We start from the raw sequence: 26,153 nt of genomic DNA, 5'->3' as shown, positions 1-26,153 counted from the left end.
GTGGGTCAGTAGACCTTGGGAGCCGGTCCGATCGCCACCGGGCCCAGGGTCGTCTGGCCGGCCTGGAAGGTGATCGTCGCCTGGGCGACCTCGCCCGAGCCTTGGCGGGCGGCGGCCACGGCGGCGGCGGCGAGCGCCGCTTCGGGCCGGATCACCCCGGTCTGGGCCATGGCCGAAAGGGCCTGGGGCGCCTCGCGCAAGTTCACCTGCAGGGAACCGGACAACCGCCCCTCATAGCTGACCCCGAGTGTTCCCGACTGGGAGCCGACTACCGCGGGCCCGGCCGTCAGTCCCGCCTGGCGCACGGTCATGGCGCCGCCGGCCGCGGTCCAGGACTTCACCGCCGAGGGCCAGTCAGACCCCTTGAAGGCGCTGATCTTGGAGAGGGTGGAGTCCCAGACCATGGAGATCGGCTTGTCGCCGGCGATCCGCGCGAACAGGCCCGAGAGCCGGGCGGCGCCGTTGTCGACCCGGAACAGCACCGCGGCCTGGTCATCGGGGCCGGCGCGCAGGTGGGTCTCGACCTTGTCGGCGGCCGTCAAAGCAAAGGGCTGGGCGCCGGCGCCGGGCGCGAAGGTCAGCTTGCGACCCTCGAAGGAGAAGTTGGGCGGGGTGTTGTCGAGGTGGGAAAGGCTGGCGTGCAGCAGTTCGCCCTTCACCGCCACCGGCCCGCCGATGGGGCGGACGAAGATGAAACCCTCGGGCGTGGCCAGCACCCAGGTCCCGAGCCCGTGCACATAGGCCTGGGTCTCCAGGCGCGGCGCGGCGAGCGCCCAGCCGGACGGCTCGCGGATGCTGGCCTCAAGCAGGGTGACGTTGAGCCGGAACGGATAGCCGGTGATCCGCCGTTCCTTCCAGGCGACCTGGTAGCCGGCGTTGCGCAGGCTTTCGGCGCCGGCGTCCATCCGCAGGCGCGTCTCGCGATGCAGGTAGAGCCAGAACCCGCTCCAGACCACCGCCGCCAGCAGGGCCACGATGAACGGCAGGTATAGCCCCATGCGTCCGCGTTTGCGGGGCGGGTCCAGATCGGGCAGAGGTGCGGGAGGTGGGATGGGTTTTGCGCGGCGGGCCATGTCGATCGAGCGTTGGGTCTTCGGTTACGGATCACTGATGTGGCGGCCGGGTTTCGCGTTCCAGGAGCGCCAGCCTGCGACCCTACACGGGCGACGGCGCGCCTTCTGCATCTATTCGGTGCATCACCGCGGCACCTATGATCGGCCGGGCCTGGTGTTGGGCCTCGCGCCCGGCGGCGCGGTGCGCGGCGCGGCCTATCGGATCGCCGAGGCCGACTGGCCGGAGGTCTATGCCTACCTGCGCGAGCGCGAACAGCCCACCGAGACCTATGTGGAGGGCGCCGCCAACATCCGCCTGGCCGACGGGCGGCGGGTGGAGACCCTGGTGTTCTTCTCCGACGTCCATCACCCGCAATGGGCCGGCGTGCTCAGCCTGGAGCGACAGGCCGACCTGATCGCCGGGGCGAGGGGGCTGTCGGGACGCAATGTCGAATATCTGCGCGACCTGATCGAACACCTGCGGGAGGAGGGCGTGCGCGACCACGCCATGGAGTCCCTGCTGGGCATGGTCGAGGCGCGCGAACTGGCGGCCTAGAGGTCCAGCAGCCCGTTCGAGGCGGTCTCGATCCGGTCCTGCAGCAGGCGCATGAACTCCGCGCGTTTCAGGCCCGGCATGATGGGTTCGAGATATTCGAAGACGATGGTCCCCGGCCGGCGGATGAAGCCGTGCTTGGGCCAGTGGACCCCGGAATTGGTGGCGACCGGATGCACCGGAACGTCGAGTTCGCGATAAAGCGCGGCGACGCCGGGCTTGTAGTCGGGCGGCGCGCCCGGCGCCATGCGGGTGCCTTCCGGGAAGATCAGCAGCTGCCGGTCGTCGACGAAGCGCTCCTTGGAGTCGCGCATCAGCTTGCGCAGGGCGGTGGCGTGGCCCTCGCGGTTGACGACGATCATCTGAGCCCGCCGCGCCCACCAGCTGAAGAAGGGGATCCACATGAGCTCCTTCTTGGTCACGAAGCAGGCGTCCGGGAGCCAGGCGAACTGGGCGAAGACGTCGAACATGCACTGGTGCTTCGAGGCCACCAGGGCCGCGCCCTTGGGCATGTGTTCCTTGCCGCGCACGTCGACCCTCACATCGCAGCAGACCTCAAGCAGCCAGACGATGCCTTTTCCCCACATGCCGATCAGCGCCATCGTCCAGCGGCGCGGGCCGAACAGGACGGGCGACAGGCCGACCGCCACGAAGACGGACCACAGATAGAACAGGGCCACGAAGACGAAGGAGCGCAGAGCGATCAACTGGATCAGCCTTTCTTCGGCCCGGCGGCGGGCTTGTCGCCCAGTCCCAGGATCGCCTCGCGGCCCAGGATCGCCAGATACTTGGTATACTCCCCCACCATCAAGCGCACCCCGCCCGAGGTGCGCCACCAACGGTCCGCGTCGATCACCGAGGTCGCCACCGGGTAGGCGGTCAGGCTGACATCGGGCATGGCGCCGCGCAGTTCCAGCATGGCGCGGGGCATGTGGTAGTCGGCGGTGACCACAATCAGGCTGTCATAGCGCAGCGACCGGGCCCATTCCTGGGTCTCCCGCGCATTGCCCACCGTGTCGGCGGCGTTGAAGCCCAGGTCGACACAGCAGTCGTACAGCCGCCGCACGGCGCGGCTGACGGTGCGGATGTCCTCGCGGCTGGCCTGGCGGCTGACGCCGGAAACCAGCATGCGCTTGGCCTTGCCATCCTGTAGCAGCCCCATGGCCGCCCCGATCCGCTCGTTGGAGCCGGCGCCGGTCAGGGCCACGACCCCGTCGGCGCGCGCGGGCTCGCGGGCCGGGGTCGAACGCGCTACCCGCTCGGTGAAGGCGAACAGCCCCACCGCCCAGATGAGCGCCAGCACCAAGAGGGCGGCCAGCGGTTTCACATCATGTCCCGGATCAGCGCCAGGGCGGTCAGGCGCGCGGAGACCGCCGCCACGGCGGCCGCGGCCAGGGGCGCCGGCGCGACGGCCAGCAGATCGATCCAGGCGATGGGCAATACGGGCGTCAAGCCGTCGCCTCCCCCCGCGAAACGCAGCACCGCTCCCATGATCGCCGCCGCGCCCGCTCCGAACAAGCCCGCCGTCGCGGCCATGCGCGCGAAGCGGATCTGGAACAGCCCAGCGATGAACCCGTCCTCGGCCCCGGAAAGGTGCAGCACCTCCACCACCTCGCGGCGCGCGGCCAGGCCCGCCCGGGTCGCGAAGGCCACGACGGCCCCGGCGGCTATGGCGATCAGGGCGAACACCGCTCCGCCGATGACCCGCGCCGTCCCGGCCGCACGTTCGATATCCTTCATCCAGACCGAATGGTCGTCGACGATGGCGTCCAACCCCTGGGCCTTGAGGGCGCGGTCCAGGGCTTCGCCCGTAGCCGGCGTCTCCGGGTCGAGCAGCACCGAGACCAGGCGCGGGATCGGCAGGTCCTCCAGATCGGCCGCGTCGCCCAGCCAGGGGGCGATGAGCGCCTCGGCCTTTTCCTTCTCCAGGGCGCGGGCCTCGACCACGCCGGGCACGCCGGCGAGGGCTTCAGCGGCGCGGGCCGCGGCGCCGTCGGGGGTCTCGTTGGCCTTGGGCCGGACGATGATCGTCGCCTCGTTGGTCAGATGCCCGGTCCAGCCGCGGGCGGCGCGGTCGGCGGCCAGCACCGCCAGCAAGGTCAGGCAGGCCAGGAAGCACAGGGTGGCGACCACGAAGATCAGCGAGCCGTCCTTGGCGTCGGCCTCGGGCAGGAAGGGCGCCGGGCGCCAGCGTTCGGCGTCGAACTCGCTCACGCCTCGCCCCCGGCCCCGAGCTGGGTCAGGCGGCCCTCGTCCAGATGCAGCACCGGCATGCCGGACGCCGCCACCAGGTCCTGGTCGTGGGTGGCGATGAGGATTGTGGTCCCCAGGCGGTTCAGCTCGACGAACAGCCGCAGGATGCGCAGGCCCATTTCGTGGTCGACATTGCCGGTGGGTTCGTCGGCCAGCAAGATGTCGGGGCGATTGACCACCGCGCGGGCGATGGCCAAGCGCTGCTTCTCGCCGCCGGCCAGGGTCGCGGGCATGGCGTGCATGCGCGAGCGCAGGCCCACCCAGGCCAGCAGTTCGGCGACGTCCTGGCGGTAGCTCTCGGGCTTACGGCCGGCGATGCGTAGCGGCAGGGCGGTGTTGTCGAAGGCCGACAGGTGCTCCAGCAGCTTGAACTCCTGGTAGACCACCCCGATCCGGCGGCGCAGGAACGGCTGCTCCCTGGGCGCGATGGCCGACACGTCCTGGCCGAACAGGTGCAGTAGGCCCTTCGAGGGGCGGGCGGCCAGGAAGATGAGCTTCAGCAGCGATGTCTTGCCCGCGCCGGAGGCTCCAGTGACGAAATGGAAAGACCCGGGCGCCAATGAGAAGGTAAGGTCCTTCAGCGTCTCGGGGGCACGACCATATCGCATCGAAACATCATCGAAGCGGACCACGGCGGGATCGGCGTCGAACGCGCCGGCGGCATGCGTGTTTCTGGACATGAAGACCGAAATCGGCGACCTCGGTTGAGGTTGCTGGAGCGTCCGATTCGGCCGTCATGATACTGACCTGTCCAGAGTGCGCCACCAGCTATTTCGTGGATGATTCCAAGATCCCCGAAGCCGGCCGCACCGTGAAATGCGCCAACTGCGGCGCACGTTGGACCGCGCAGCCGGAGCCGGCGGCGCTCGACCTGGAAATCTCCGGCGACGAGGGCGCGGTCGCCCGCGAACCGGCGTCCCCGACGATCCCGGCGGACGAGACGCCGATCAGCGAACTGCCGGGCGAGGTGCTGCCCAAGGTGTTCCGCGCCAAGGCCGACACCGAACGCCGGATTCGCGAGGCCGCCGCCACGGGGATCATCTGGGCGGGCCTGGCCGCGGCCCTGCTGGTGCTGCTGGCGGTCGCCTTCGTGTTCCGGGTCGACGTGGTGCGCATCTGGCCGCGCACGGCCAGCGCCTACGCCTTCGTCGGCCAGCCGGTGAACAGCCTTGGCCTTGTGATCGAGGGCGTGCGGTTCGAACCCTCGCTGCAGGAGGGTCACGCGGCGCTGTCGGTCTCGGGCATGATCCGCAACATCCAGGACGGGCCGGTGGTCTCACCGCCCATGCGCATCAGCCTGCTGGACGAGCACGGCAAGGCGGTGGTGACCAAGATCGCCCGGCCCGCCGACGCCAAGATCCCGCCCGGCGAGACCCGCCATTTCGCCATCGCCCTGCTGGACCCGCCGGTCACGGCCCGCGTCCTGGAAGTGGCCTTCGCCCCACCCGAGCCGCTGAAGAAGGTGAAGGTCAACCAGGGCGATCCTCCGAAAGCGGCGGCCCCCCATGCGGCGCCGGCCCTGCGCCATGCGGCCGACCCGCCGGCGGTGACCCGGAGCCTGACGCCCGCGCCGGTCGAGGCCCAGCCCCTGCCGCCTGGTTCGCCGGACGCCCTGCAAACCCATGAGTGAGCTTCTATCGGAACCGGTGGTCCTGATGAGCGAGGCCGAGGTCGCGACGCGGGTGGAAGCCCTGGCGGCCGAGATCGCGCCGCGGATCGACGACGACACCGTCGCCGTGTGCCTCCTGACCGGCGGTCTCTGGTTCGCCTCGGACCTCACGCGCGCCCTGTCGCGGGCCGGGCGAAATGTGCGATTCGACGCCCTGTGGCTGGCCTCCTATGGCGACGAGCGCGCCAGCCTCGGCCGTTGCGAGGTCCGCGCCGACCTGCAGCGCCCGCTGGCGGGCCGCACGGCCCTGATCATCGACGATGTCATTGACACCGGCCTGTCGCTCTCCGAGGCCCAGCGCCTGGTCACCGACGCCGGCGCGAGCCGCGCGCTCACCGCCGTCTTCGCCAGCAAGCCGTGGCCCACCCAGCGCGCGATCATCCCGGACTTCGTGGCCTGGCACGCCCCGGCCCGCTTCCTGGTGGGCTATGGCATGGATGCCGCCGGAGCCTATCGCGGCCTGCCGTTCATCGGGGCGCTGGATTGATCCGACGAGCCTAGACGAGCTCGGGCGCTTGAGCTTCGCATCGGGCGGCGACGGCCAGCATCAAGCTCGCCGGCTGGATCGGCTTGGGGTGGGCGTCATCGAAGCCGAGGCCGATCAGCCGCTCGCCCTCGCCGGACATGGCGTCGGCCGTCAAGGCGATCACCGGGGTGTCGGCGCGTCCGGCCTCACCGGCCCGGATGCGCCGTAGCGCCTCGATCCCGTCCATGCGCGGCATGTGCACGTCCATCAGCACCACGTCGAATCGGCCCTCGCGCAGGGCCGCGAGCGCCTCCAGGCCGTCATCGGCCATCGAGACCCGTGCGCCGGTCGCCTCCAGGATTGCGCGCGCCACGGCCTGATTGACCTTGTTGTCGTCGACGACGAGGATTTGACGGCCGTGCAGGCCGACGAGCTGGGTCCTGGCCTCGCCGACGGCGGGCGCCTCTGCCGCAGCCAGGGGCAGGCGGACGCGGAAGGTCGAGCCGTGGCCCGGCCGGCTCTCCACGGTGATCTCCCCATTCATCATGCCCGCGAGCTGGCGGCAGATCGACAAGCCCAAGCCAGTGCCGCCGAAGCGCCGGGTGGTCGAGGTTTCGCCCTGCGAGAAGGCCAGGAACAGCCGATCCTGCTGCTCCTGGGTCATGCCGATCCCCGTGTCGGCCACCGTGAGGGCGACACCCCCGTCGGCGTGCGGCGCGATCCGGATATCGACCGTTCCGCTCTCGGTGAACTTCAGGGCGTTGGAAATCAGGTTGAGCAGGATCTGGCGTACGCGGACCGGGTCCCCGGCCAACCAGGCGGGCGTCCTCGGGTCCACGTAGAGCACGAGTTCGACGCCCTTCTGTCGCGCCGTCTCGCTCCATAGCATGTAGAGCTGACGGCCAATCTTGCCCACGTCGAAACCGACGCATTCCAATTCCAGCTTGCCGGCCTCGATCTTCGACAGATCGAGGATGTCGTTGAGAATCGCCAGCAGGCCGTCACCCGACTGGACGATCATCTCGAGATAGTCCGCCTGCTGGCGGCTGAGCTTCGTGGCCGCAAGCGCGTGGGCCATGCCGAGGACGCCGTTCATCGGCGTGCGCAGCTCGTGGCTCATCATCGCCAGGAAGGCCGACTTGGCGCGACTGGCCTCCAGGGCTTCGGCCTGGGCTTTCTCCAGGGCGCTGGCGTTGGCCCGGACGGCCTGGGCGGCGTCGACCACATAGGCGACGAGGCCGAACAGGGCGAGGCCGACGAAGGCCAGGTCCCAGCCTTTCAGGCCTCCGAAGATCATCGGTGCGACCGTCAGCGCGACGAGGGGAAACGGAACGATGCAGAGAAAGGCCGCGCGGCTATGGACGGCGTACTTCAGCGCCTCGATCAGTATGCCAAACAGCAGGATGATGGCCGCGAGGCGCATCGGTCCGTCGCCATAGATCCAGCTCAGGCCCGCCATGGCCGACCAACTCGCGCTGAACATTACTGGCGGCCCGAAACGCTCCAGGCGGGGCGCGCGACGGGCGCCGCCGCGGCGGGCGAACCTTGCGTAGCTGAACAGCAGGGTCGCTTCGAGCGCCAGGTTCACGGCCAACCAGGCCGCTGCCGCACGCCAGTCGAAACTGACCCACAGCAGGATGCCGGCGAGGCCGGACACCAGCAGGCGGACCGCCGATCCGCGCCTGCTCATCTTGAGCGTCGCGCCATCGAGGCCTTCATCGAGCACCTCGTCCCAACGCACGCCTTGCCCCCCACGTCCGATCGCCGCCGATCATGGTGAAGCTTAGGTTCACGAAGCGTTAGGGCGGTGTCGAGAGGCCCTCACTTCAGCACCATGGCGAGGATGAACAGGATCGCCGAGAGGATCGGGGCGACCGAGCGAACGTGGTTCCACATCGTCCAGACGCGGAGATAGCGCGGCCACAGGGTCGCCAACTGGGCGGCGTCGGCGGTGGCCAGCTGGTTGTTCAGCGGCACGTTGAAGATCACGGTCGAGGCGAAGCAGCCGAGCAGGTAGAGCAGGCTGGCGGCCAGGATCAGCCAGCTGCCGGCCCCCTGCCACCAGAACAGCGCCCCGCCTGCCAGGATGAGGCAGACCAGGCTCGTGCCCATCCAGGCCAGCATGAAGAGCGGATTGATCACCGTGACATTGATCATCCGCATGGCGGCGATCCCTTGCTCTGCTGGTATCCGGGCCAGGGCCGGCATGACGAAGGTGGAGAAGGCGTGGAAGATCCCGCCGACCACGCCGCTGCCGATCGCGGCGGTGACGACCGCGGCGGTCAGGACACGTTCAAGCATGGGTTCCTCCCCACACACCGGTGGCCGCAGTCTGGCGCACATACTCGGAAAAGTCGCGCGGTTCGCGCCCCAGCGCCTCGCGCACGCCATGGGCGACTCTCGCGTTGCGGCCGTCGAGCACGGTGGTGAGCAGGTGGAGGACGAGGCTGCTCACATCGGCCGGAACCTGGGCCTCCAGGAGGGCGACGCGGTAGTCGTCGGCGGGAGGGGCGGCGAAGGCGATCTCGCGCCCGGTGGCCGCAGCGATCTCCGCGACCGCCTGGGCGAAGGTGAGCGCGCGCGGGCCGGTCAGCTCATAGAGGCGGTGCGAATGACCTGGCCGGGTCAGCGCCGCGAACGCGACGTCGGCGATATCCTCGACGTCGATGAAGGGCTCGGGCACGGGGCCGACCGGCAGGGCCAGCTCGCCTTCCTGGAGTGGTTCGAGGAAGTGGGCTTCGCTGAAATTTTGGCTGAACCAGCTGGCGCGCAGGATCGTCCAATCGGCGTCGGTCGCCCGCAAGGCCTTTTCGGCCTCTTCAGCCTCTGCCTCGCCGCGGCCCGACAGCAGGACCAGTTTCCGGGCGCCGGCCGCCACGGCCTGGACGTGGAAGGCCGTCACGGTTTCCAGGGCCCCCGGAACCGCCAGGTCGGGCTGGAAGGCCACATAGACGGCGCTGACGCCGTCGAGCGCGCCGGCCCAGGTGGAGCGGTCCTCCCAGTCGAAGGCCGGGCTGGCGGCGCGCGAGCCGATGCGCACGGGACGACCGGCGGCGATCAGCCGGTCGGCCAGGCGACGGCCGGTCTTGCCATTGCCGCTGGTGACCAGGGTCAGGTCGTTGTTTTCCGTTGTCATATCTCGCTCTCGCAGTAATGTGAGGGAGTCTCATATTTGAGAATGTGATAAACCCTCATATTTTAGTGTCAAGGGGAGTTGTGCGGCGATGGCGGAAGAGGATCGCGAGGTCGGGGGGACGCGCTCGGCGCGCCGGGCGCCCGCGCAGCAGCGCAGCCGCGAGCGGCTGGAGCGCATCCTGACGGCGGCCACCGAGCTGATCGCCGCCAAGGGCAGCGACCAGCTGAAGATGAGCGAGGTCGCGGAACGGGCCGGGATTTCGATCGGTTCGCTCTACCAGTACTTCCCCGACAAGAGCGCGATCATCCGCACCCTGGCGGAGCGCTACAACGCCGAGAACCGCCGGTGCATCCAGGAGGCGTTGGCGGGGGTGCAGGACCTTGAGGGGCTCACGGCGGCCTATCTCGGCCTCATCGACCTCTATTACGAGATCATGCTGGCCGAGCCGGCGATGCGCGACATCTGGTCGGGCATGCAGGCCGACAAGCACCTGGTCCTGCTGGAGCTTGCCGAAAGCCGGGCCGCCGGGGCGATGCTCGCCGAGGCCATGCAGCGCGTCCATCCGCACGCCGACCCCGAGAAGATCGCCACCTCGGCCTTCCTGATCTGGCACCTGGGCGAGGCGGCCATGCGCCTGGCCATCTCCCACGACCGCGAGCAGGGCCGCGCCCTGGTGGAGGCCCACAAGCGCATGACGCTGCGCGAGATCCTCGAACCCTAACGGGTCGTGGCGTTGATCTGCGCCCGGACCACCGAGGCGGGCACGACCGGGATCTCATGGTCGGCCAGCGGCTTCATCCAGGCCTTGCGCGCCATGGCCGCGGCCACATAGGGGGCGAGTTCCTGGGCCTTCCGGGCCTCGCGCTCGGCGACCTGCGCCTTGAAGCCCCCCATCACCTCGGCGGCGAACAGCTCCAGGGACTGGCAGATGTGGTCGTGGCGGTTGCGGCCGGCCTGCTGCAGGAAGATCACCTGGTCGACGCCGGCGTCCTGAAAGGCCGTGATGTGCTCGCGGATGTCGTCGGGGGTGCCGATGCCGTTGGCGTTGCGCTCGGCCATGCTCCGGGCGGCGATGATCTCCTCGTCGCTGTTGGCGCGCGACTTCTGGAAGTCGGCGAACAGGGTCGAACGGCCGGGTAGGGCGTCATGCGCCACCAGGGCGTTCACCGCATAGCCGAAGAACTCGAAGCCCTCCTGGCCGCGCCGGATCGCCTCGGCCCGGTCGTGATGCACCGAGAAGTTCGAGACCATGGCGATATTGGCGTTCACGCTGTGGCCGATGGGGACGCATTCATCGGACTTGATGATCCCGTAATAGATGTCGGCCCAGTTCCGGGCTTCCTCGGGATCGACGAAGGAGAAGGCCAGGGCGCCCAGGCCCTTCTGGGCGGCGATCTTGATGGTGTCTCGGTTGGTGCAGGCCATCCACATGGGCGGATGCGGCTTCTGCATCGGCTTGGGCACGACGTTGCGGCAGGGGAAGGAGAAGCCCTTGCCCTCGAAGCCGGGGTAGGGGTCCATCACCATCATGTTGGCGATCTGCTCGGCGGCCTCCAGGGCGAGCGCGCGCTTCTCCTTGGCTGGGATGCCGAAGCCGCCCAGCTCCAGCCGGGTGGCGCCCTCGCCTATCCCGAAATCGAGCCGGCCGTGGGAGATGATGTCGAGGGTCGCCAGGCCCTCCGCCGTGCGGGCGGGGTGGTTGTAGTTGGGGATCACCTGGCGGATTCCGTGGCCGACCCGGATGGTCTTGGTGAGCGCCGCGCAGGCGGCCAAGAACACCTCAGGCGCGGAGGAATGGGAATATTCCTCGAGGAAGTGGTGCTCGACCTCCCAGGCGTAGTCGAAGCCCAGCTTGTCGGCGAGCACGACCTGCTCCAGGGCCTGGTGGAACAGCCGCGCCTCGTCGCCCTCGTTCCAGGGCTTGGGAAGCTGGTGCTCGTAAAAGATCCCGAAGCGCATCGCCGACCCTCCCGTCCGCCCTCGGCGCGACCGCGCCAGTTTGGTTGAGGCCTACTTCCTGCGCCCTCGCCCGGTTTGGCAAGGGGCGACGGCTAGAGCCAGGGCGCGGCGGCCTCCTTGGCCAGCATGTCCTCATAGGTCGGCCGCGGCCGGATCACCGCGTAGTCCGATCCCTTCACCAGCACCTCGGGGGCCAGCAGACGGCTGTTATATTCGCTGGACATCACCGCCCCATAGGCGCCGGCGCTGAGGAAGGCCACCAGGTCTCCGGCCTCAAGCGGGGGCAGGGCGCGCTCGCGGGTGAAGGTGTCGCCGGTCTCGCAGATCGGCCCCACCACGTCATAGACGACCGGCGCGCCGGGGCGCGGCTTGACCGGGACGATCTCGTGATAGGCGTCGTACATGGCCGGCCGGATCAGGTCGTTCATCGCCGCGTCCAGTACGGCGAACTTCCGGCCCTCGGGGCGCTCGTGGATGTGCAGCACGCGAGCCAGCAGCACGCCGGCGTTGGCGGCGATCATCCGTCCGGGCTCGAACGAATAGGCCACGTCCAGCCCGTCCATGGTCTTGGCGATCATCCGTGCATAGTCGGCGGGTGAGGGCGGGGTCGGTTGGTTGAAATAAGGGACGCCCAGGCCGCCGCCCAGGTCGAGGCGCTCGACCGCCAGCCCCTCGCCGCGCAGGCGCTCGACCAGGCCGCGCATCTTGGCGAAGGCCTCGGCCATGGGCGCCAGGTCGGTGATCTGGCTGCCGATGTGGCAGGTGACGCCCACCGGCTTCAGGCCGGCGTTGTTGGAGGCCTTGGCGTAGAGCCGCTCGGCCTCGGAGAACGAGACCCCGAACTTGTTGTCGGCCTTGCCGGTGGAGATCTTGGCGTGGCCGCCGGCCGAGACGTCGGGATTGACCCGGATGGCGACCACCGCGCGGGTTCCCAGCGACTGGGCGACCCGGCTGGCCAACTCCATCTCCGGCTCGGACTCGACATTGATCTCCGATACGCCGGCCTTGAGCGCGAAGGCGATCTCACCCCCGGTCTTACCGACGCCGGAGAAGACGATCTTCTCGGGCGGGACCCCGGCGGCCAGCGCCCGGCGGATCTCGCCCTCCGAGACCGTGTCGGCGCCCGCGCCCAGCTTCGCCAGGGTCTTGAGGACGGCGACGTTGGAATTGGCCTTCACCGCGAAGGCCAGCAGCGGATCGGCGCCGTGCTCGCCCCGGATCCCCTCGGCGACCAGGGCGTCGCGCAGCACCGTGTAGTGCCGTTCCAGGGTGGCCGTCGAATAGACATAGACTGGCGTGCCCACGGCCTCGGCCAGGGCGCTCAGGGATACGTCCTCACAGAAGAGCTCGCCCCCGTGGAGCTCGAAGTGGTTCATCTGGGCCGGGCGTAGGGGTCGGGCAGGGCGCCTTGCGGGGCGCTGGACGTGGCGCTGGGCGCGGAGTCGATCGGCTGGGTGCGCGGAGGAACCGGCGCGTCGTCGCGGTTGCGCGGGTCGACCGTGCGGATGGCGCGACCGGGATCGGACCCGGCGTCCGCGCCCGAGCCCTTGCCCATCAGCGGTCCGGGACGCTCCAGGGCGCCCATCTTGCCGCAGCCGGCCAGGGCCAGGGCGCCCGTCAGGGCGGCGATCGCCGCGACTCGAAGGGTCATGACAAATTCTCCTTCCAACGCGCGATCTGGGCGCGAACCTGTTCCGGCGAGGCGCCGCCGTAGCTCTTGCGGCTGGCGACCGAAGCGGCGGGCGTCAGCACCTCGAAAACCCCAGCCGTAATCCGCGACTCCAGGGCCTGGAGCTCAGATAGGGGCAGGGACGACAGATCGCAGCCGAGCGACTCGGCCTTTTTCACCGCCGCGCCCGTCACGTGGTGGGCGTCGCGGAACGGCATGTCCAGTTCGCGCACCAGCCAGTCGGCCAGATCCGTCGCGGTCGAATAGCCGGCGCCGGCCGCGGCGGCCATCTTCTCGGCCACCGGCTCCAGGTCGGCGACCATGCCGGCCATGGCGGCCAGCGAGAGTTCGAGTGCGTCGAAGGCCTCGAAGGTGGGGACCTTGTCCTCCTGCATGTCCTTCGAATAGGTCATCGGCAGGCCCTTCATCACCACGGTGAGCTGGGTGAAGGAGCCCAGCAGCCGCCCGACCTTGGCCCGGACCAGTTCGGCGGCGTCGGGGTTTTTCTTCTGCGGCATGATCGACGAGCCGGTGGTGAAGGCGTCGGAGAGCTTCACGAAGCCGAACTGCGGCGTCATCCAGATGACGATCTCCTCGGCCAGCCGCGACAGGTGGACCGCGCAGATGGTGGCCGCCGCCAGGGCTTCCAGCGCGAAGTCGCGGTCGGCGACGCTGTCCAGGGAGTTGGCCGTGGGACCGTCGAAGCCCAGGGCCTGGGCCGTCGCGTGGCGGTCGATGGGGAACGGCGAGCCCGCCAGGGCCGCGGCGCCCAGCGGGCATTCGTTCATCCGCGCCCGGGCGTCGGCGAAGCGCGAGGCGTCGCGGCCGAACATCTCGACGTAGGCCATCAGGTGGTGGCCGAAGGTCACCGGCTGGGCCGGCTGCAGGTGGGTGAAGCCGGGCATCAGGGTCGCCGCGTGCGGCTCGGCCTTGGCCAGAAGGGCGGCCTGCAGGTCGCGAATCTGGGCGCCCGTGCGGTCACAGGCCTCGCGGACCCACAGGCGGAAATCAAGCGCCACCTGGTCGTTGCGTGAGCGAGCGGTGTGCAGCCGGCCGGCCGCCGGGCCGATCAGCTCGCGCAGCCGCGCCTCCACGTTCATGTGGATGTCTTCGTACTCGTCGCGGAACGGGAAGGTCCCGGCGTCCATCTCGGCCTCGATGGCCTGGAGACCGCCCTGGATCGCCGCCTCGTCCTCGCTTGAAATCACGCCTTGCTTGCGCAACATCGCCGCGTGCGCCCGCGACCCCGCCAGGTCCTGGGCGGCCAGGCGCCTGTCGAAGCCGATGGAGACGTTGATCGCCTGCATCAGTTCGGCCGGTTTGGACGTAAACCGTCCGCCCCACATGGCTTGGCCATCTTGGGTCTTATTCGAAGCAGGCGAGGAGTTGTCGGTCATATGAGCGAGCGTTCGGATGAAGGTGCGGCCGGCGGCCCCAAGATCCCGCTGCGGTGGGTGCTGGGGGGCGTCGCCGTTCTCGGCGCCGCCGCGGTTCTCTACATCATCGGTCAGGCTTCCATAAACCCCCAGCAGGAAACGAGCCTGAAAGGCTTCGCCAAGGGGGAGATGGCCAAGTTCGCCCTGCCGGTCGAGGCGGCCCCGCCGCCGGCCGCGGGCTTCCTCGACGCCAAGGGCGAGACCCGGCGCATCGCCGATTTCCGGGGCAAGGTCGTGGTGGTCAATCTGAGGGCCACCTGGTGCGCGCCCTGCGTCATCGAGATGCCGACCCTGGCCAAGCTGGCCAAGAGCTATGAGGGCAAGAACGTCGAGGTGGTCGCGATCAGCGTCGACCGCCCGGACGACGAAGCCAAGGCCCGGATGTTCATCGCCAAGCACGCGCCGCTCAAGTTCTACCACGATCCCAAGATGGCCCTGCCGTTCGCCTTCAAGCCCGCCGCCGTGGGCATGCCGACCACGGTGATCTATGGCGCCGACGGGGTGGAGCGGGGCCGGCTGGCCGGGGACGCCGACTGGTCGGGCAAGGAGGCCAAGGCCCTGATCGACAAGGTGTTGGCGGAAAGTTGAACAGGCGCTGCGGTTGACCGGCGTCCTGGCCCATGGCCAGACTTCGGCCCAATCGGCGCTTTGGGCCTGCTGACGTTCTTCTCCCCACGCATTCCGCGCGGAACCGAACAGCCCGCTCCCCAGACGACTGAGATGGACCGGGCGACCGGCGATCCTCGTCGCGAGTCCGTGTGGAACACTGAGTCAGGGAGACGAGAAGGACATGGCCACCGGTACGGTCAAGTGGTTCAACGCCACCAAGGGCTTCGGCTTCATTCAACCTGACGACGGCGGCAAGGACGTCTTCGTCCACATCTCCGCGGTCGAGCGCGCGGGCCTGCGCAGCCTGAACGAGGGCGACAAGGTCAGCTACGAGGAGAAGGAAGAACGCGGCAAGACCGCGGCGGTCGACCTGAAGCCGGTCTAGGCGGCCTCCACGATTTGAGCATTCGGGCGGACGCCGGACTCGCGAGGGGCCGGCGTCCGTTCTGCGTTTGAATGTCGGGAGTGCGACATTGTGGCGCGCCCCTTCGAGCGTCCAGGCCTTCTACGGCAAGGCTCTGTTTACGGCTTTCCGGCGTCATGGCCACGTGGGATCGAGAAACGACCCCGCAAGGGGAACGGGGCGCCCATGGAAGCTGAAGCCGCGGACGGCGAAGCCGCCGGTTGGTTCTTCGAAAACGCGCTCGACGCTTTCGTCGTCGTCAGTCATGGCAAGGTCGCGTCGGCCAATCCCGCCTGGCTCGCCCTGTCCGGCTGGTCCCGGGCCGAGACCATCGGCCGTCCCTATGCAGAACTGCACCACCCCGATGAAGCGGAGATGATCGCCGCCCATGTCGCACGGCTGAAGCGCGACGGCGCCGCGATCTTCGATCACCGCGTCCCCGCGCCCGATGGCGACTGGCTTTGGGTGCGCACCCGGGCCAAGCGCGCCGCCGACGGCCGCGCCCTGCTGGTGATCCAGGACATCTCGGCCGAACGCCAGATCGCCGAGAACAAGGAAAGGCTGGGCCGCGTGGCCGAACTGCTGGGCGAGACGGCGGGGGTCTATGTCTGGCGCTTCGACGCCGACACCTGCGAATACGACCTCAATCCCCTGGACACCGCGCGCGCCGATGGCTCCGCCCTGCTGCGGGTGGCCGAGGCGGCGTTCAAGGACCGGATCCACGCCGAGGACCGCGGCCATGTCGACGATCTCTGGAACCAGGTCTTGCACACCGGCGAGACCGGCATCGTCACCTATCGCCACCAGGCCGAGAGCGGCGACTGGCTACGGTTCCGCACCGCCTGGCGCGGCGTGCGGCCGCTGCCGTCCGGCGATTGGGACGTGCTCGGCATCACACAGGACGTGACCGAGCTGGCCGACGCCCGCGACGCGGCGCTGGGCGCGGTCCAGGCCAAGACCGAGTTCCTGGCCAATATCAGCCACGAGATCCGCACGCCGATGAACGGGGTGATGGGGGTGCTGCACATCCTGAAGAACGAAGCCCTGTCCGACGCGGGCCAGGTCCTGGTGGACGAGGCCCTGGCCTGCGGGTCGACCCTGGCCCAGATGCTCAGCGACATCATCGATTTTTCGAAGCTCGAGAGCGGCGCCCTGGAGCTGGCGCCCGAGGCCCTCGATCTGTCGCGGGAAGGCGATGTGGTGATCGGCATGCTGCGCGCCGACGCCGACGCCCGCGGCCTCTCGCTCGTCATCGAAGCGCCGGAGACCCTGGGATGGGCGTCGCTGGACCCGGTGCGTCTGCGCCAGATACTGTTCAACCTGGCCGGCAACGCGGTGAAGTTCACCCTGCGGGGCGGCGTACGGATCAAGCTGGCCACCTCCGGCAAGGGCGAGGCTCAGCGCCTGAAGATCGAGGTCGCCGACACCGGCGTCGGTATTCCCTTGGAGGCTCAGGCCAGCCTGCTCGACCGCTTCCAGCAGGCCGACGGCTCCAGCACCCGCCGCTTCGGCGGCTCGGGCCTGGGCCTGGCGGTGACCAAGGCCCTGGCCGAGCGCATGGGCGGCGGCATCGGCTTTAGCAGCGTCGAGGGCGTGGGCTCCACCTTCTGGATCGAGATCGCCGCGCCGGTCTGCGCCCGCCCGGCGCCGATCACCGCCGACCGCTGGCTCGCCGGCCTGCGCATCCTGGTGGTCGAGGACAACGCAACCAACCGCATGGTGGCCTTACGCATGCTGACCGAGCTGGGCGCCGAGGTGGAGATCGCCCGCGACGGCGCGGAGGGGGTCGAACAGGCCGCAGCCAGTTCCTATGACCTCATCTTCATGGATATCCAGATGCCGGTGATGGATGGGGTCGAGGCCGCCCGGCGGATCCGGTCGCTTCCCGGCCAGGCCGGGGAGACCCCGATCGTCGCCATGACCGCCAACGTCCTGCCTGATCAGATCGAGACCTATCGGCGCGCGGGGATGGACGGTCACGTGGCCAAGCCGATCTCGCCGGCCGCCCTCCTGGCCGAGATCTCCCGGCTGGCGGCGGATCTCGCGCCGGAACAGGCTGCCTAGGCCCTTTCCCGACCAGATGGAAGCATTTGGTCGGATGAAAATGGTCTATCTTCAAAAGCTTAGAGCGTGGCGGCCGCCTGAACCAGCATCCACTGGGCACCCTCTAGGCCAGTTCGCGCTGGCGGGCGCGCATGCCGCTGGCGTCGGTCTCGGTCAGGGTGCGCAACAGGTTGACCAGCGAGGTGCGGGCCTCCTGCGGCAGGCGTTCAAAGGCGGTCAGCAGCTCCAGCGCGCCGGGCGTCCGGATCCGGCTGAGCATGTCGATATCGCCGCCGATCTCCGCGCCCGATGTGTCGAGCACGTCCATCAGGTCGACCACGCGGCAGCGCAAGGCGCGCGCGATCTGGACCAGGCGCGAGAAAGAGATGCGGTTGGCGCCGTTCTCGTACTTCTGGATCTGCTGAAAGCTGACGCCGCACTGTTCGGCCAAGGCTTCCTGAGACATCCCGATCGTGCGACGGCGTATCCGAACCGAGGCGCCGAGGGCCACATCCATCGGGTCTGGTGTCTTGTTCGAGAGCTCCGCGTTCATCGTCGTCTCCTCACCCGAAACGTCCGCGGTCTGAACGAAGCGCGCCGGGGATCGCTTAGGATTCGATGAAGTTAAGGCTCATATTTCAACTTTGAAAAGTGTGCTCATCGTCTCAGGCTTGACCATAGACGAGCACGTTCAGCGAACATGTTTCTTGGGCTAGCTGGACGTGGCCGTCTTGCCCCCGAGCGAGAGCGACGAAGTCTTCGCCTCGCCTGGCGCCGTCTCGGCGACATCTGCCCCGTTTAGGTGGGGTTTCTCAAGGCCGTCGTAAAAATAGTGAACCGGCACCTCGAGCGCATCGGCCAGCCGCCAGATCATCGAGGCCGAGATTCGATTGGCGCCACACTCGTACTTCTGGACCTGCTGGAAGGTCACGCCGCAAAGCTGTCCCAGCTGACGCTGGGTAAGGTTCAATTCCCGCCGCCGATGGAAAAGGCGTTTGGCCAGGTGAAGATCTATGTTGTCGCGCATGGTTTTGCTGCGGTGTTGTGTTCAAGGGTTTCGGTCAAGACAGGTCAGAATGGGACGCCTGCCGTCTTCCACATGACGACAGGCAAGTTGCGAACCATCCGACCGACGTTGAAGGCGTCCTCCGGACCATCCATTCCTTGCCGGCGCCCCACCGATCAGGGGGGTGGCGCAAGCATAGGACCGTTGGATGTCGTTCTCGCCTCGCGCCGTCTGCCGGGTAGCCGACACTTAATGACGTGAGCTTGGGTGAACGCCGGCTGAACCGTCAGCATGGCGTACTCGACTCGAGTTAAGGTTGAGTCAGTTCTAATTCTTCATAACCGCCCCAAAGTCGTCATGCCCGTCCGGCATAGGGGGGGTCGTATTGAGTACAGGAGAGCGCGTCATGATCCGATTGGCCACTCTGACCGTCGCCGTCGTTGTTACGATGACCGGCGAGGCGGCGGCGCAGACATGTTTGAGCGTACTGGGTTGCGCCGCCAGCTCGGCGGCGGCGGTGGTCGGCGCCCCTGCACCTGGCAGTCCGAACAGCGCTTTCGGGGTCCTCGGCTCAAACTCAGGGGCCTTGGCGCTTCCCACAGCCGATGTGCCTTTGCTGTTCGACAATCTGGGCAACATGCGGGGGAAGCGGAGCGGCGGCCAAGATAATCCCGCGCCGACCGGCCTCGATGCGGGTGACGCAGGCAAGCGCCCAGCGACCGAACCCAAAAATCCGACCGCCGCCACTGGAAATCCCGGTGCGCCGCGATTGGAGGCTATCCCCCAAGGACCAAAATGATCTCGGCCTGTCCCGCGCTCCTGCATGACGGCGATCAATTCGAAGTCCCATAGACCGAAGTCCATCTGCCGGAAGGCGCTGGCCCTGGGTTCATCGGCGCGACGTCAACTGGATCGAATTGGGTCGCCAATGTCGGAGCGATAAGCAATTTTGCGTTGAGGCCGCATTCGGCCCGCAACACGGCGCGAGGAGTGGATGAAGGGTCCCAGGCAATTCGCGCGCAACATCCGCAGTCGCGTTCGCGTCCTGCGGGCTGTGTTGGCCCATCCGATCCACGAGGGGCGCCGGGTCGAGGCCGCGAAGCGCTGGCTCAGGCTGACGTTCGCCGATTGGGTGGCGCCTGGCCACCAGGTCATCCCCTATGTCGAGGGCGCCGTGTTGGTCTGGCGGCGGGAGGCGACCAGCGTGATGATCTGCGCGCGCTACGGCCTCGGAGAGTTCGAGGACATGGCGTTTGTGCTGCACTTCCTCCGGTCCGAAGACCTGTTCTGCGACGTGGGGGCCAACGCCGGCGTCTACACCGTGCTCGCGGCGAAAGTGGTCGGCGCGAAGGTGGTCAGCGCCGAGCCGGTGCCGACGACCTATGACCTGCTCATGCAGAACGTCCACGCCAACGGGATCTCGGACCGTGTGGACGCCCTCCGGTGCGGTGTCGGCCGGGAGCGCGGAAGGCTGCATTTCACGGCGACGAACTGGAGCTACAACCGCGTCGTGGGCGGGCCCGGTGAGGGCGTCGTCGAGGTCGACGTCCTGCCGCTGGACATGATCTTGGACGGTCGGATCCCGCGCGCAATGAAGGTCGATGTCGAGGGCTTCGAGGCGGAGGTCGTGGCGGGCGCCGCCGCCACTCTCGGGTCCCCGGACTTCCAGGCGTTGATCATCGAGATGTCCTACCAGGTGGAAGCCTACGGCGCCCGGCTCGACGCGATCGACGGCGTGCTGACGGCGCACGGGCTGCTGGGGCCGTTCTGGTACGATCCGTGGAGCCGATCGCTCGTCCCACCCGGTGACCTGGCGACGCGCAAGGCCAATCACATCTACGTTCGTGACCTGGACTTCGTCGCGGAGCGACTAAGGGGCGCGCGGAAGTTCAACGTCCACAACCGGCTGATCTGAGGACCTGGTCCATGGCCGACGGGGAATTGAGGACAACCGCAGCGGCCTAAGCGACGGCTTGGGCGCGGCCTCGCGACCCCCGGCGGATGATCGCTCCGACCATGCCGAAGCCTGCAATCATCATGGCCCAGGCCGAGGGTTCCGGAACCGCAGACAGCTGCTCGGCGGTCAAGGTATAGTCGAACTCAAGACCTTCGAAATCGGCATAGAAGTTGAAATAGGGGCCCTCCGCCCGCGTGATCTCATAGAGCGGCGTGCCGTCCGGTATCCCCTGGTCCGCATAACCGCCGGCCGGAAAGAACAGGTAGGTCGCCTTGGGCACGACGAATTGCCACGAGAAGCCCGTTGCGAACCCGCCAGTCCCGTCTTCGACGGTCGACTCGTTGCCTTCGATAAACTCGTCGTGTGGGCGCGGCGGCGGCGCGACGAAGATGTCCCAGTGGTTTTCGTAGCTCGCGGAGAGGTCATAGAAGAGCGGGATCGAGCTGCTGAAGCTAAACTCGTAAGTCCCCGGCCCGGCTAGATCGACCGGCCCCAGGTCAAGCGTGGCGGTGTGTCCGGATTGCTGAAACACGATAGTCGCCGCGGTCGCTGATCCGACCCAGGACAACGAGAGCGCGGCGATGAGCGGCGAGAGAACCCTAAGCACCTTGAAAGCTCCTTTGCTGGCGGCGAAGCTCCAGGCCCGCTATGCCGAGGCCGACGATCATCATCGCCCAGGTTGCCGGCTCCGGGATGCCGCCCGGGCTGGGCGCGACGGATAGGTACTCCGTATGGGGACCGCCTGGGCTGATGCCCCGGATTAGCGCGTCGCCGTACTCGCCATAGCGAACGATTTCGACGGGCTTGGTGATGGATGGGAGCGGTCCCCGATCGATCTCCCCGAGACCCCTAATCCGAACGTCAGGACCCTCAAAATTGAATACGTAGTAGAAGTATTCGCTGTATGGGTCCGTGGCCTGTTCTATTGAAAATGAATAAAACTCCGTGAGGTCGAACGCAACCTCCACCGGAGGGCGGTAGATTTCCACGAGTTCATCGTTCTCGTCGTAATAAAAGCAACCATCCCAGCTGTCTGGTAGCGGGCAAGGCTCTTGCCCGGTGAATGAACCCCGCGCGTATTGAATTGGAGATGGGAGTCCTGATGAAGCGTTCCAGCTGTAGGTTCTCTTGAGGCCAGTTTGCTCAAACTCGAGCCCACTCGTGTTGTATCGAAGCTCCATGGACCAGCCGTTCCAGTCGGGGTCGTCATTGTAGTCACCCGCTATCGTGGCGATCATAACAGTGGCGTTAGCGGCGCCGGCCCACAGAAGCGTTGCCGCAGCCAGGCTCGATGCAAGAAACTTGATCATCCGGAACTCTCCCAGACGCCAACTCTTCGCGACCAATGGTAGCGAGTCAAGGCGGACTCGCCCGGCGGGGGAGCTCGCCGCCCTGGCCGTTCCCAATCCTTCAAACCCAACGCCAGGCGGACCAGCAACCGACGACTACAGGCCCGGCCGCCTTCGAACTGGCAGACGGGACTAGGCCGCTCCAGGGGCCATCTTGGCCGGGCTAATGTCGCCCGGCGCCGGGCGCCGTTTGCAGCACCCCGGTGGGTGATGAGGCGCAGAATTCTTGGCCGGCGATGGACGCCAACCAATTCGGCTTGGTCAATCGCGTCTGCAGCGAGGCAGAGCGCCAGACTATGGTCGAATAGCCGCTGGCCTTGGGCGGGCTCTATCAGCGGGCGCTACTTTTGGAGTGGGAACCTACTGGCTGACACGTGCCCCAAAAGAGGCCGGGCTGGGCTCATCTGAGACGTTGGGAACGTCCGTAATCCGGCCAGGAGCAAACGGCAAGGTCCGGACCCATAGCGGCCGTTCCGAGAGTCCGCTGTTGAGGCTTCTTCTTACCGGTTGCCTGACAGCACCCTCAGAAGGTGCTAGGCTGCTACGGACTTCGCTGGACTTTTTTGTGCGCACAAGGCCGCTCAAAATCGCCCATATTTCTTTGCCTTGATAACACCGGAGGGGACATGCCCCCTCTCAAGGGAACCAAGACCGAGCTGAATCTGAAGGACGCATTTGCCGGCGAGAGCCAGGCGAACCGCCGCTATCTCTATTTCGCCGAGAAGGCCGACGTCGAGGGCTTCAACGATGTCGCCGCCGTGTTCCGCTCGACTGCCGAGGGCGAGACTGGGCACGCGCGCGGTCATCTCGAATATCTCGAGGAAGTGAGCGACCCCGCGAGCGGCAAGCCGATCGGTCCGACCGGCGACAACCTCAAGGCCGCGATCGCCAGCGAGACCCACGAATACATCGACATGTATCCAAGCATGGCCCGCGCCGCCCGCCAGGAAGGCTTCGGCGAGATCGCTGACTGGTTCGAGACGCTCGCCAAGGCCGGGAAATCACATGCGGACCGCCTCCAAAAGGCGCTCGACGCGCTTTGATCTAAATAGTTCCATACGAAAAACTCGAAGAAGACTGGAACACAATCGGAGGAAAAGATGGACGCAAAGACTGACGAGCAAGCGGGCAAGTGCCCGGTCGTGCACGGCGCCACAAATGTTGGAATGAGGTCGAGCAGAGACTGGTGGCCGAACCAGCTGAACCTCAGGATTCTCCGCCAGAACTCGCCCCAATCCGATCCCATGGGCAAGGACTTCAACTACGCCGAGGAGTTCAAGAAGCTCAACCTCGAGGCTCTGAAGAACGATCTCACCGCGCTCATGACGGACAGCCAAGACTGGTGGCCAGCGGATTTCGGCCATTACGGGGGGCTTTTCATTCGCATGGCGTGGCATGCCGCGGGCACCTACCGCATCGGCGACGGCCGCGGCGGCGCGGGCGCCGGCCAACAACGCTTCGCGCCCCTCAACGCTTGGCCGGACAATGCGAACCTCGACAAGGCGCGGCGGCTGTTGTGGCCGATCAAGCAGAAATATGGCCGGGCAATCTCCTGGGCCGACCTCATGATCCTCACCGGCAACGTCGCGCTCGAGTCGATGGGCTTCAAAACCTTCGGCTTCGGCGGCGGGCGCCCCGATGTGTGGGAGCCTGACGAAGCCGTCTACTGGGGCAAGGAGAAGGTTTGGTTCCCTGATCCTCTTAGCGATGAGCGCTATACCGGCGACCGCCAGCTCGAGAATCCGTTCGCCGCCGTGCAGATGGGACTCATCTACGTGAATCCGAATGGGCCGAACGGCAATCCGGATCCGCTTGCCGCCGCCATCGACATCCGCGAGACCTTCAAGCGCATGGCCATGAACGATGAGGAGACCGTTGCGCTGATCGCCGGCGGACATAGCTTCGGCAAGGCCCACGGCGCCGGCGATGCGGCGCTTGTCGGTTCAGACCCTGAAGCCGCGCCCATCGAGGAGATGGGCTTCGGCTGGAACAGCAAGTTCGGCACGGGCAAAGGCAAGGACGCGATCACCGGCGGCCCGGAGGTCACCTGGAGCACGACGCCGACAAAGTGGGGCAACAGCTTTTTTGAGAACCTGTTCAAATACGAATGGGAGCTGACCAAGAGCCCGGCCGGCGCGAACCAGTTCAAGGCGAAAGGCGACGTCGCGACGATTCCGGACGCCTTCGACGCTTCGAAGATGCACGCGCCAACCATGCTGGTCACGGATCTTTCGCTGCGGATGGATCCGGCCTACGAGAAGATTTCCCGGCGCTTCCTAGCGCATCCAGATGAGTTCGCGGACGCGTTTGCCCGCGCATGGTTCAAGCTCACCCACCGGGACATGGGTCCGCGCGCGCGCTATCTCGGCCCGGATGTCCCGGCGGAGGAGCTGATCTGGCAGGACCCCGTTCCCGCCCTCGATCACATACTGATCGACGCCAATGACATCGCGAATCTCAAGGCCAAGATCCTGGCCTCGGGACTTTCCGTCTCCGAGCTGGTCGGGGCCGCTTGGGCCTCGGCGGCGACGTTCCGCGGCTCCGACAAGCGCGGCGGGGCGAACGGCGCGCGCATCCGTCTCGCGCCGCAGAAGGACTGGGAAGTCAACCAGCCTGCCCGGTTGGCGAAGGTGCTCGCAACCCTCGAAGGCATTCAGAAATCGTTCAACGGCGCGGCAAGTGGCAGCAAGAAAGTGTCGCTCGCCGATCTGATCGTTCTCGGAGGCTCAACCGCCGTGGAGCAGGCCGCGAGAAAGGCCGGGCACGATGTGACGGTCGCCTTCGCGCCGGGCCGCACCGACGCCTCGCAAGAGCAGACCGATGTGGAGACCTTCGCCTATCTCGAGCCATTCGCGGACGGATTCCGCAACTACCTCAAGGCTAAGTTCAGCGTATCGGGAGAAGAGCTTCTCGTAGACAAGGCGCAACTCCTGACGCTGACGGCGCCCGAGATGACGGTTCTCGTTGGCGGCCTGCGCGTCTTGGATGCGAACTACGGCAAGTCCCAGCACGGTGTCTTCACGAAGCGTCCGGAGACGCTCACCAACGACTTCTTCGTGAACCTCTTGGACATGGGCACCGAGTGGAAACCGACCTCGGACGAAAACGTGTTCGAGGGGCGCGACCGCAAGAGCGGCCAACCGAAATGGACCGGCACGCGCGTTGATCTCATCTTCAGTTCGAACTCTGAGCTGCGCTCTCTTGCCGAAGTCTATGGCTCCGCCGACGCGCAAGAGAAGTTCGTGAAGGCCTTCGCAGCGGCCTGGACCAAGGTGATGAACGCCGACCGCTTCGACCTTGCCTGATTTCAGCTGAGAGACGTCGAAAGTAGCTAACTTCCAGCTGCGTTCGGGCTTCAAGTCCCGGGCAGATCGCAGCCATGCACATCTGCGGTCACCCGGGACGCCGGTGAGGACGCTCGCATGCCACTTGCGGAGGAGAGCGATTGTCGCGAGGAACTGTGCCGCGCCGGACTGAGGTGGCGCCGGAAAATCGGACAGGCGGCTGAGGTAGGTTCGACCTCTTTGAAGGACGGACTTTATGACGGGGAAGCGGTTCTCGCTAGAAAATCACGCCGCGTTGGCGGCGGAATGAATCGATGCGGACCGCCTCAAGCGTCAGAAGGACCGGGCGAGGCGCTACGGGCCGACGGAGGTCCTCGAGGGTCCGCCTGCCGAAACCGTCTTGATCACGACGTTCCCCACCGCCGACGACGCGCGGCGCTGGTACAACAGCCCGGAGTATCAAGCGGCGCGGGAGCACCGCTTTCGAGGCGCGGATTACCGCGTCATCCTGACTGAAACACCGGACTCTCCTTAGGTGCGCGACGTGCTGACGCCTGCGCCGAAGAAACCTGTCCCAGGAGGCGAACGATGGCTGAACAGAGCGCCGTGAACCGGGCAATGGTCTTGCGCGAGGCAGGGGCCCGGCTCGAATGGGAGGAACGCCCCGCGGCCCCGACGCCGGAGCATGTAGTCGATCGGTACGGCCGCGCCGGCGGGATTGCCATTTTTCGAAATCGATTCTAAATGTGCCAATATCTTGTTCGGTCGGCTAGGGCGTCGCCTCGCACCTGAGAAGCGGGAAACACACCGTGGTGCCGATCACCTACGGTAACCACTGGTGTCGGGTACACAATCAACCTGAAGAACGACTCGTGACGACGCTACAACAACGAGAACGCTGTAGATTAGGGGGGCGATGAATACAACAGCATGGATGAATACAACCTCATGGTTGTGGGGTGCGGCGGGTTTGATCCTGGCCACCTCTCAGGACGCGACTGCACAGCCCATTCCGACAGGTCCGGAAGTGCCGCGCGCGGCAGCAACGGAAGTCGACGAAATCATCGTGACGGCGAGCCTCGCCCCGGTTCTTACTCGTCCGCCAAACGAGCGGAGTCATCGCATTAGGCGGAAGCACTTCCTTAGCTCGTTCACGAAGAGTACAGGCTGCTCAAATGCCGCGAAGTGCCCGCCTCTCTCAGGTTGGTTCCAATAGACGATGTTGTTGAAGATGCGCTCCGCCCAGTGTCGCGGGGGTCTGCTAAGCTCCTTCGGGAAGATGCTCGCCCCAGTGGGCAAGTGCACTTCG

At 67.0% G+C, this 26,153-nt stretch carries 27 protein-coding genes and 1 pseudogene; 12 read left to right on the top strand and 16 right to left on the bottom strand.

Annotated elements, in window-relative coordinates; all coding sequences use genetic code 11:
- Window positions 1–5: 5 nt before the first annotated feature.
- Complete coding sequence (locus Q8Q88_RS00805) at window positions 6–998, bottom strand: DUF2125 domain-containing protein (RefSeq protein WP_305673298.1); 993 nt, start codon at window positions 996–998, stop codon at window positions 6–8.
- 73 nt (window positions 999–1,071) lie between these two features.
- Here Q8Q88_RS00805 and Q8Q88_RS00800 point away from each other — a divergent pair, with 73 nt between their 5' ends.
- Window positions 1,072–1,608 carry a gamma-glutamylcyclotransferase gene (locus Q8Q88_RS00800; RefSeq protein WP_305673297.1) on the top strand — a complete coding sequence of 179 codons (537 nt, stop codon included), beginning with the start codon at window positions 1,072–1,074 and terminating at the stop codon, window positions 1,606–1,608.
- On the opposite strand, the gene Q8Q88_RS00795 is transcribed toward Q8Q88_RS00800, so the two are convergent.
- From Q8Q88_RS00795 to ftsE, 4 genes are read right to left on the bottom strand one after another with little or no spacing between them, the layout of a single operon-like run.
- The gene (locus tag Q8Q88_RS00795; protein ID WP_305673296.1) at window positions 1,605–2,312 is read right to left on the bottom strand and encodes a 1-acyl-sn-glycerol-3-phosphate acyltransferase; all 708 of its coding nucleotides are present in this window, start codon (window positions 2,310–2,312) and stop codon (window positions 1,605–1,607) included. The genes Q8Q88_RS00800 and Q8Q88_RS00795 overlap by 4 nt on opposite strands.
- A gap of 5 nt (window positions 2,313–2,317) precedes the next feature.
- Complete coding sequence (locus Q8Q88_RS00790; protein ID WP_305673295.1) at window positions 2,318–2,932, bottom strand: YdcF family protein; 615 nt, start codon at window positions 2,930–2,932, stop codon at window positions 2,318–2,320.
- Window positions 2,929–3,819: an ABC transporter permease gene (locus Q8Q88_RS00785; protein WP_305673294.1), complete on the bottom strand. Its 891-nt coding sequence runs from the start codon at window positions 3,817–3,819 to the stop codon at window positions 2,929–2,931. The genes Q8Q88_RS00790 and Q8Q88_RS00785 overlap by 4 nt, the downstream gene beginning before the upstream one ends.
- Window positions 3,816–4,538, bottom strand: coding sequence for a cell division ATP-binding protein FtsE (ftsE, locus tag Q8Q88_RS00780; protein ID WP_305673293.1), 723 nt, complete (start codon window positions 4,536–4,538; stop codon window positions 3,816–3,818). The genes Q8Q88_RS00785 and ftsE overlap by 4 nt, the downstream gene beginning before the upstream one ends.
- 56 nt (window positions 4,539–4,594) lie before the next feature.
- Between ftsE and Q8Q88_RS00775 the strand changes: the two genes are divergently transcribed.
- Window positions 4,595–5,488, top strand: coding sequence for a DUF3426 domain-containing protein (locus tag Q8Q88_RS00775; RefSeq protein ID WP_305673292.1), 894 nt, complete (start codon window positions 4,595–4,597; stop codon window positions 5,486–5,488).
- Entirely contained in the window at window positions 5,481–6,014 is a 534-nt protein-coding gene (locus Q8Q88_RS00770) for a phosphoribosyltransferase (RefSeq protein WP_305673291.1), read from the top strand. The genes Q8Q88_RS00775 and Q8Q88_RS00770 overlap by 8 nt, the downstream gene beginning before the upstream one ends.
- A gap of 10 nt (window positions 6,015–6,024) precedes the next feature.
- Here Q8Q88_RS00770 and Q8Q88_RS00765 read toward each other — a convergent pair whose 3' ends face one another.
- The 3 genes from Q8Q88_RS00765 to Q8Q88_RS00755 all read right to left on the bottom strand — a co-directional run bounded on the left by Q8Q88_RS00765 (window position 6,025) and on the right by Q8Q88_RS00755 (window position 9,129).
- Window positions 6,025–7,734 (bottom strand): ATP-binding protein, encoded by a 1,710-nt coding sequence (locus Q8Q88_RS00765; protein WP_305673290.1) that lies wholly within the window; start codon window positions 7,732–7,734, stop codon window positions 6,025–6,027.
- A gap of 80 nt (window positions 7,735–7,814) precedes the next feature.
- Window positions 7,815–8,294 carry a DUF1772 domain-containing protein gene (locus Q8Q88_RS00760; RefSeq protein ID WP_305673289.1) on the bottom strand — a complete coding sequence of 160 codons (480 nt, stop codon included), beginning with the start codon at window positions 8,292–8,294 and terminating at the stop codon, window positions 7,815–7,817.
- Window positions 8,287–9,129, bottom strand: coding sequence for an NAD(P)H-binding protein (locus Q8Q88_RS00755; protein ID WP_305673288.1), 843 nt, complete (start codon window positions 9,127–9,129; stop codon window positions 8,287–8,289). The genes Q8Q88_RS00760 and Q8Q88_RS00755 overlap by 8 nt, the downstream gene beginning before the upstream one ends.
- An 88-nt stretch (window positions 9,130–9,217) precedes the next feature.
- On the opposite strand from Q8Q88_RS00755, the gene Q8Q88_RS00750 reads away from it, so the two are divergent.
- Window positions 9,218–9,850, top strand: coding sequence for a TetR/AcrR family transcriptional regulator (locus Q8Q88_RS00750; RefSeq protein WP_305673287.1), 633 nt, complete (start codon window positions 9,218–9,220; stop codon window positions 9,848–9,850).
- Here Q8Q88_RS00750 and Q8Q88_RS00745 read toward each other — a convergent pair.
- The 4 genes from Q8Q88_RS00745 to argH all read right to left on the bottom strand — a co-directional run bounded on the left by Q8Q88_RS00745 (window position 9,847) and on the right by argH (window position 14,154).
- The gene (locus Q8Q88_RS00745) at window positions 9,847–11,088 is read right to left on the bottom strand and encodes an LLM class flavin-dependent oxidoreductase (RefSeq protein ID WP_305673286.1); all 1,242 of its coding nucleotides are present in this window, start codon (window positions 11,086–11,088) and stop codon (window positions 9,847–9,849) included. The genes Q8Q88_RS00750 and Q8Q88_RS00745 overlap by 4 nt on opposite strands.
- Window positions 11,089–11,180: 92 nt before the next feature.
- Complete coding sequence (gene lysA / locus Q8Q88_RS00740; protein WP_305673285.1) at window positions 11,181–12,464, bottom strand: diaminopimelate decarboxylase; 1,284 nt, start codon at window positions 12,462–12,464, stop codon at window positions 11,181–11,183.
- A complete protein-coding gene (locus Q8Q88_RS00735; protein WP_305673284.1) occupies window positions 12,461–12,739 on the bottom strand; it encodes a hypothetical protein in 279 nt (92 codons plus the stop codon). The genes lysA and Q8Q88_RS00735 overlap by 4 nt, the downstream gene beginning before the upstream one ends.
- Entirely contained in the window at window positions 12,736–14,154 is a 1,419-nt protein-coding gene (gene argH / locus Q8Q88_RS00730) for an argininosuccinate lyase (RefSeq protein ID WP_305673283.1), read from the bottom strand. Before argH ends, Q8Q88_RS00735 begins: the two co-directional genes overlap by 4 nt.
- Between argH and Q8Q88_RS00725 the strand changes: the two genes are divergently transcribed.
- The 3 genes from Q8Q88_RS00725 (at window position 14,155) to Q8Q88_RS00715 (ending at window position 17,269) form a co-directional block, all read left to right on the top strand.
- Window positions 14,155–14,781, top strand: a complete 627-nt coding sequence (locus Q8Q88_RS00725) for a TlpA disulfide reductase family protein (protein WP_305673282.1) — start codon at window positions 14,155–14,157, stop codon at window positions 14,779–14,781. It begins immediately after the preceding gene.
- Window positions 14,782–14,983: 202 nt separating this feature from the next.
- A complete protein-coding gene (locus tag Q8Q88_RS00720) occupies window positions 14,984–15,187 on the top strand; it encodes a cold-shock protein (protein WP_254836037.1) in 204 nt (67 codons plus the stop codon).
- A 204-nt stretch (window positions 15,188–15,391) separates the two neighbouring features.
- Window positions 15,392–17,269, top strand: coding sequence for a PAS domain-containing hybrid sensor histidine kinase/response regulator (locus tag Q8Q88_RS00715; RefSeq protein WP_305673281.1), 1,878 nt, complete (start codon window positions 15,392–15,394; stop codon window positions 17,267–17,269).
- 103 nt (window positions 17,270–17,372) lie between these two features.
- Here the strand turns inward: Q8Q88_RS00715 and Q8Q88_RS00710 are convergent, their stop codons facing one another.
- Entirely contained in the window at window positions 17,373–17,801 is a 429-nt protein-coding gene (locus Q8Q88_RS00710) for a helix-turn-helix domain-containing protein (RefSeq protein WP_305673280.1), read from the bottom strand.
- A 159-nt stretch (window positions 17,802–17,960) separates the two neighbouring features.
- Window positions 17,961–18,275 carry a helix-turn-helix domain-containing protein gene (locus Q8Q88_RS00705; RefSeq protein WP_305673279.1) on the bottom strand — a complete coding sequence of 105 codons (315 nt, stop codon included), beginning with the start codon at window positions 18,273–18,275 and terminating at the stop codon, window positions 17,961–17,963.
- Between the two features lie 385 nt (window positions 18,276–18,660).
- On the opposite strand from Q8Q88_RS00705, the gene Q8Q88_RS00700 reads away from it, so the two are divergent.
- Window positions 18,661–19,053, top strand: coding sequence for a hypothetical protein (locus tag Q8Q88_RS00700; protein WP_305673278.1), 393 nt, complete (start codon window positions 18,661–18,663; stop codon window positions 19,051–19,053).
- Window positions 19,054–19,311: 258 nt separating this feature from the next.
- Entirely contained in the window at window positions 19,312–20,169 is an 858-nt protein-coding gene (locus tag Q8Q88_RS00695) for an FkbM family methyltransferase (protein WP_305673277.1), read from the top strand.
- Window positions 20,170–20,215: 46 nt separating this feature from the next.
- Here Q8Q88_RS00695 and Q8Q88_RS24655 read toward each other — a convergent pair.
- Both Q8Q88_RS24655 and Q8Q88_RS00685 read right to left on the bottom strand, forming a co-directional pair.
- Window positions 20,216–20,323, bottom strand: a pseudogene (locus Q8Q88_RS24655) (PEPxxWA-CTERM sorting domain-containing protein); the annotation flags it as partial.
- A 487-nt stretch (window positions 20,324–20,810) separates the two neighbouring features.
- Complete coding sequence (locus Q8Q88_RS00685; RefSeq protein WP_305673275.1) at window positions 20,811–21,521, bottom strand: PEPxxWA-CTERM sorting domain-containing protein; 711 nt, start codon at window positions 21,519–21,521, stop codon at window positions 20,811–20,813.
- Between the two features lie 665 nt (window positions 21,522–22,186).
- Between Q8Q88_RS00685 and Q8Q88_RS00680 the strand changes: the two genes are divergently transcribed.
- The 3 genes from Q8Q88_RS00680 to Q8Q88_RS24650 all read left to right on the top strand — a co-directional run bounded on the left by Q8Q88_RS00680 (window position 22,187) and on the right by Q8Q88_RS24650 (window position 25,379).
- Window positions 22,187–22,603 carry a rubrerythrin family protein gene (locus Q8Q88_RS00680; RefSeq protein ID WP_305673274.1) on the top strand — a complete coding sequence of 139 codons (417 nt, stop codon included), beginning with the start codon at window positions 22,187–22,189 and terminating at the stop codon, window positions 22,601–22,603.
- Window positions 22,604–22,660: 57 nt separating this feature from the next.
- Window positions 22,661–24,865, top strand: a complete 2,205-nt coding sequence (gene katG, locus Q8Q88_RS00675; protein ID WP_305673273.1) for a catalase/peroxidase HPI — start codon at window positions 22,661–22,663, stop codon at window positions 24,863–24,865.
- A gap of 289 nt (window positions 24,866–25,154) precedes the next feature.
- Window positions 25,155–25,379, top strand: coding sequence for a DUF1330 domain-containing protein (locus Q8Q88_RS24650; RefSeq protein ID WP_371129792.1), 225 nt, complete (start codon window positions 25,155–25,157; stop codon window positions 25,377–25,379).
- Window positions 25,380–26,153: the final 774 nt, after the last annotated feature.

It is taken from the genome of Phenylobacterium sp. (assembly GCF_030697925.1).
Classification (GTDB): domain Bacteria; phylum Pseudomonadota; class Alphaproteobacteria; order Caulobacterales; family Caulobacteraceae; genus Phenylobacterium.
The sequence above is the reverse complement of the archived record's forward strand: the minus strand, read 5'-3'. Positions and strand labels throughout refer to the sequence as shown.

Coding starts and splice junctions, on each gene's coding strand:
- katG (WP_305673273.1), top strand. CDS start 22,661: ATGGACGCAAAGACTGACGAGCAAGCGGGCAAGTGCCCGGTCGTGCAC.
- Q8Q88_RS00750 (WP_305673287.1), top strand. CDS start 9,218: ATGGCGGAAGAGGATCGCGAGGTCGGGGGGACGCGCTCGGCGCGCCGG.
- Q8Q88_RS00715 (WP_305673281.1), top strand. CDS start 15,392: ATGGAAGCTGAAGCCGCGGACGGCGAAGCCGCCGGTTGGTTCTTCGAA.
- Q8Q88_RS00685 (WP_305673275.1), bottom strand. CDS start 21,521: ATGATCAAGTTTCTTGCATCGAGCCTGGCTGCGGCAACGCTTCTGTGG.
- argH (WP_305673283.1), bottom strand. CDS start 14,154: ATGACCGACAACTCCTCGCCTGCTTCGAATAAGACCCAAGATGGCCAA.
- Q8Q88_RS00710 (WP_305673280.1), bottom strand. CDS start 17,801: ATGAACGCGGAGCTCTCGAACAAGACACCAGACCCGATGGATGTGGCC.
- lysA (WP_305673285.1), bottom strand. CDS start 12,464: ATGAACCACTTCGAGCTCCACGGGGGCGAGCTCTTCTGTGAGGACGTA.
- Q8Q88_RS00775 (WP_305673292.1), top strand. CDS start 4,595: ATGATACTGACCTGTCCAGAGTGCGCCACCAGCTATTTCGTGGATGAT.
- Q8Q88_RS00760 (WP_305673289.1), bottom strand. CDS start 8,294: ATGCTTGAACGTGTCCTGACCGCCGCGGTCGTCACCGCCGCGATCGGC.
- Q8Q88_RS00725 (WP_305673282.1), top strand. CDS start 14,155: ATGAGCGAGCGTTCGGATGAAGGTGCGGCCGGCGGCCCCAAGATCCCG.
- Q8Q88_RS00705 (WP_305673279.1), bottom strand. CDS start 18,275: ATGCGCGACAACATAGATCTTCACCTGGCCAAACGCCTTTTCCATCGG.
- ftsE (WP_305673293.1), bottom strand. CDS start 4,538: ATGTCCAGAAACACGCATGCCGCCGGCGCGTTCGACGCCGATCCCGCC.
- Q8Q88_RS00745 (WP_305673286.1), bottom strand. CDS start 11,088: ATGCGCTTCGGGATCTTTTACGAGCACCAGCTTCCCAAGCCCTGGAAC.
- Q8Q88_RS00700 (WP_305673278.1), top strand. CDS start 18,661: ATGATCCGATTGGCCACTCTGACCGTCGCCGTCGTTGTTACGATGACC.
- Q8Q88_RS00770 (WP_305673291.1), top strand. CDS start 5,481: ATGAGTGAGCTTCTATCGGAACCGGTGGTCCTGATGAGCGAGGCCGAG.
- Q8Q88_RS00735 (WP_305673284.1), bottom strand. CDS start 12,739: ATGACCCTTCGAGTCGCGGCGATCGCCGCCCTGACGGGCGCCCTGGCC.
- Q8Q88_RS00720 (WP_254836037.1), top strand. CDS start 14,984: ATGGCCACCGGTACGGTCAAGTGGTTCAACGCCACCAAGGGCTTCGGC.
- Q8Q88_RS00680 (WP_305673274.1), top strand. CDS start 22,187: ATGCCCCCTCTCAAGGGAACCAAGACCGAGCTGAATCTGAAGGACGCA.
- Q8Q88_RS00800 (WP_305673297.1), top strand. CDS start 1,072: ATGTCGATCGAGCGTTGGGTCTTCGGTTACGGATCACTGATGTGGCGG.
- Q8Q88_RS00805 (WP_305673298.1), bottom strand. CDS start 998: ATGGGGCTATACCTGCCGTTCATCGTGGCCCTGCTGGCGGCGGTGGTC.
- Q8Q88_RS00755 (WP_305673288.1), bottom strand. CDS start 9,129: ATGACAACGGAAAACAACGACCTGACCCTGGTCACCAGCGGCAATGGC.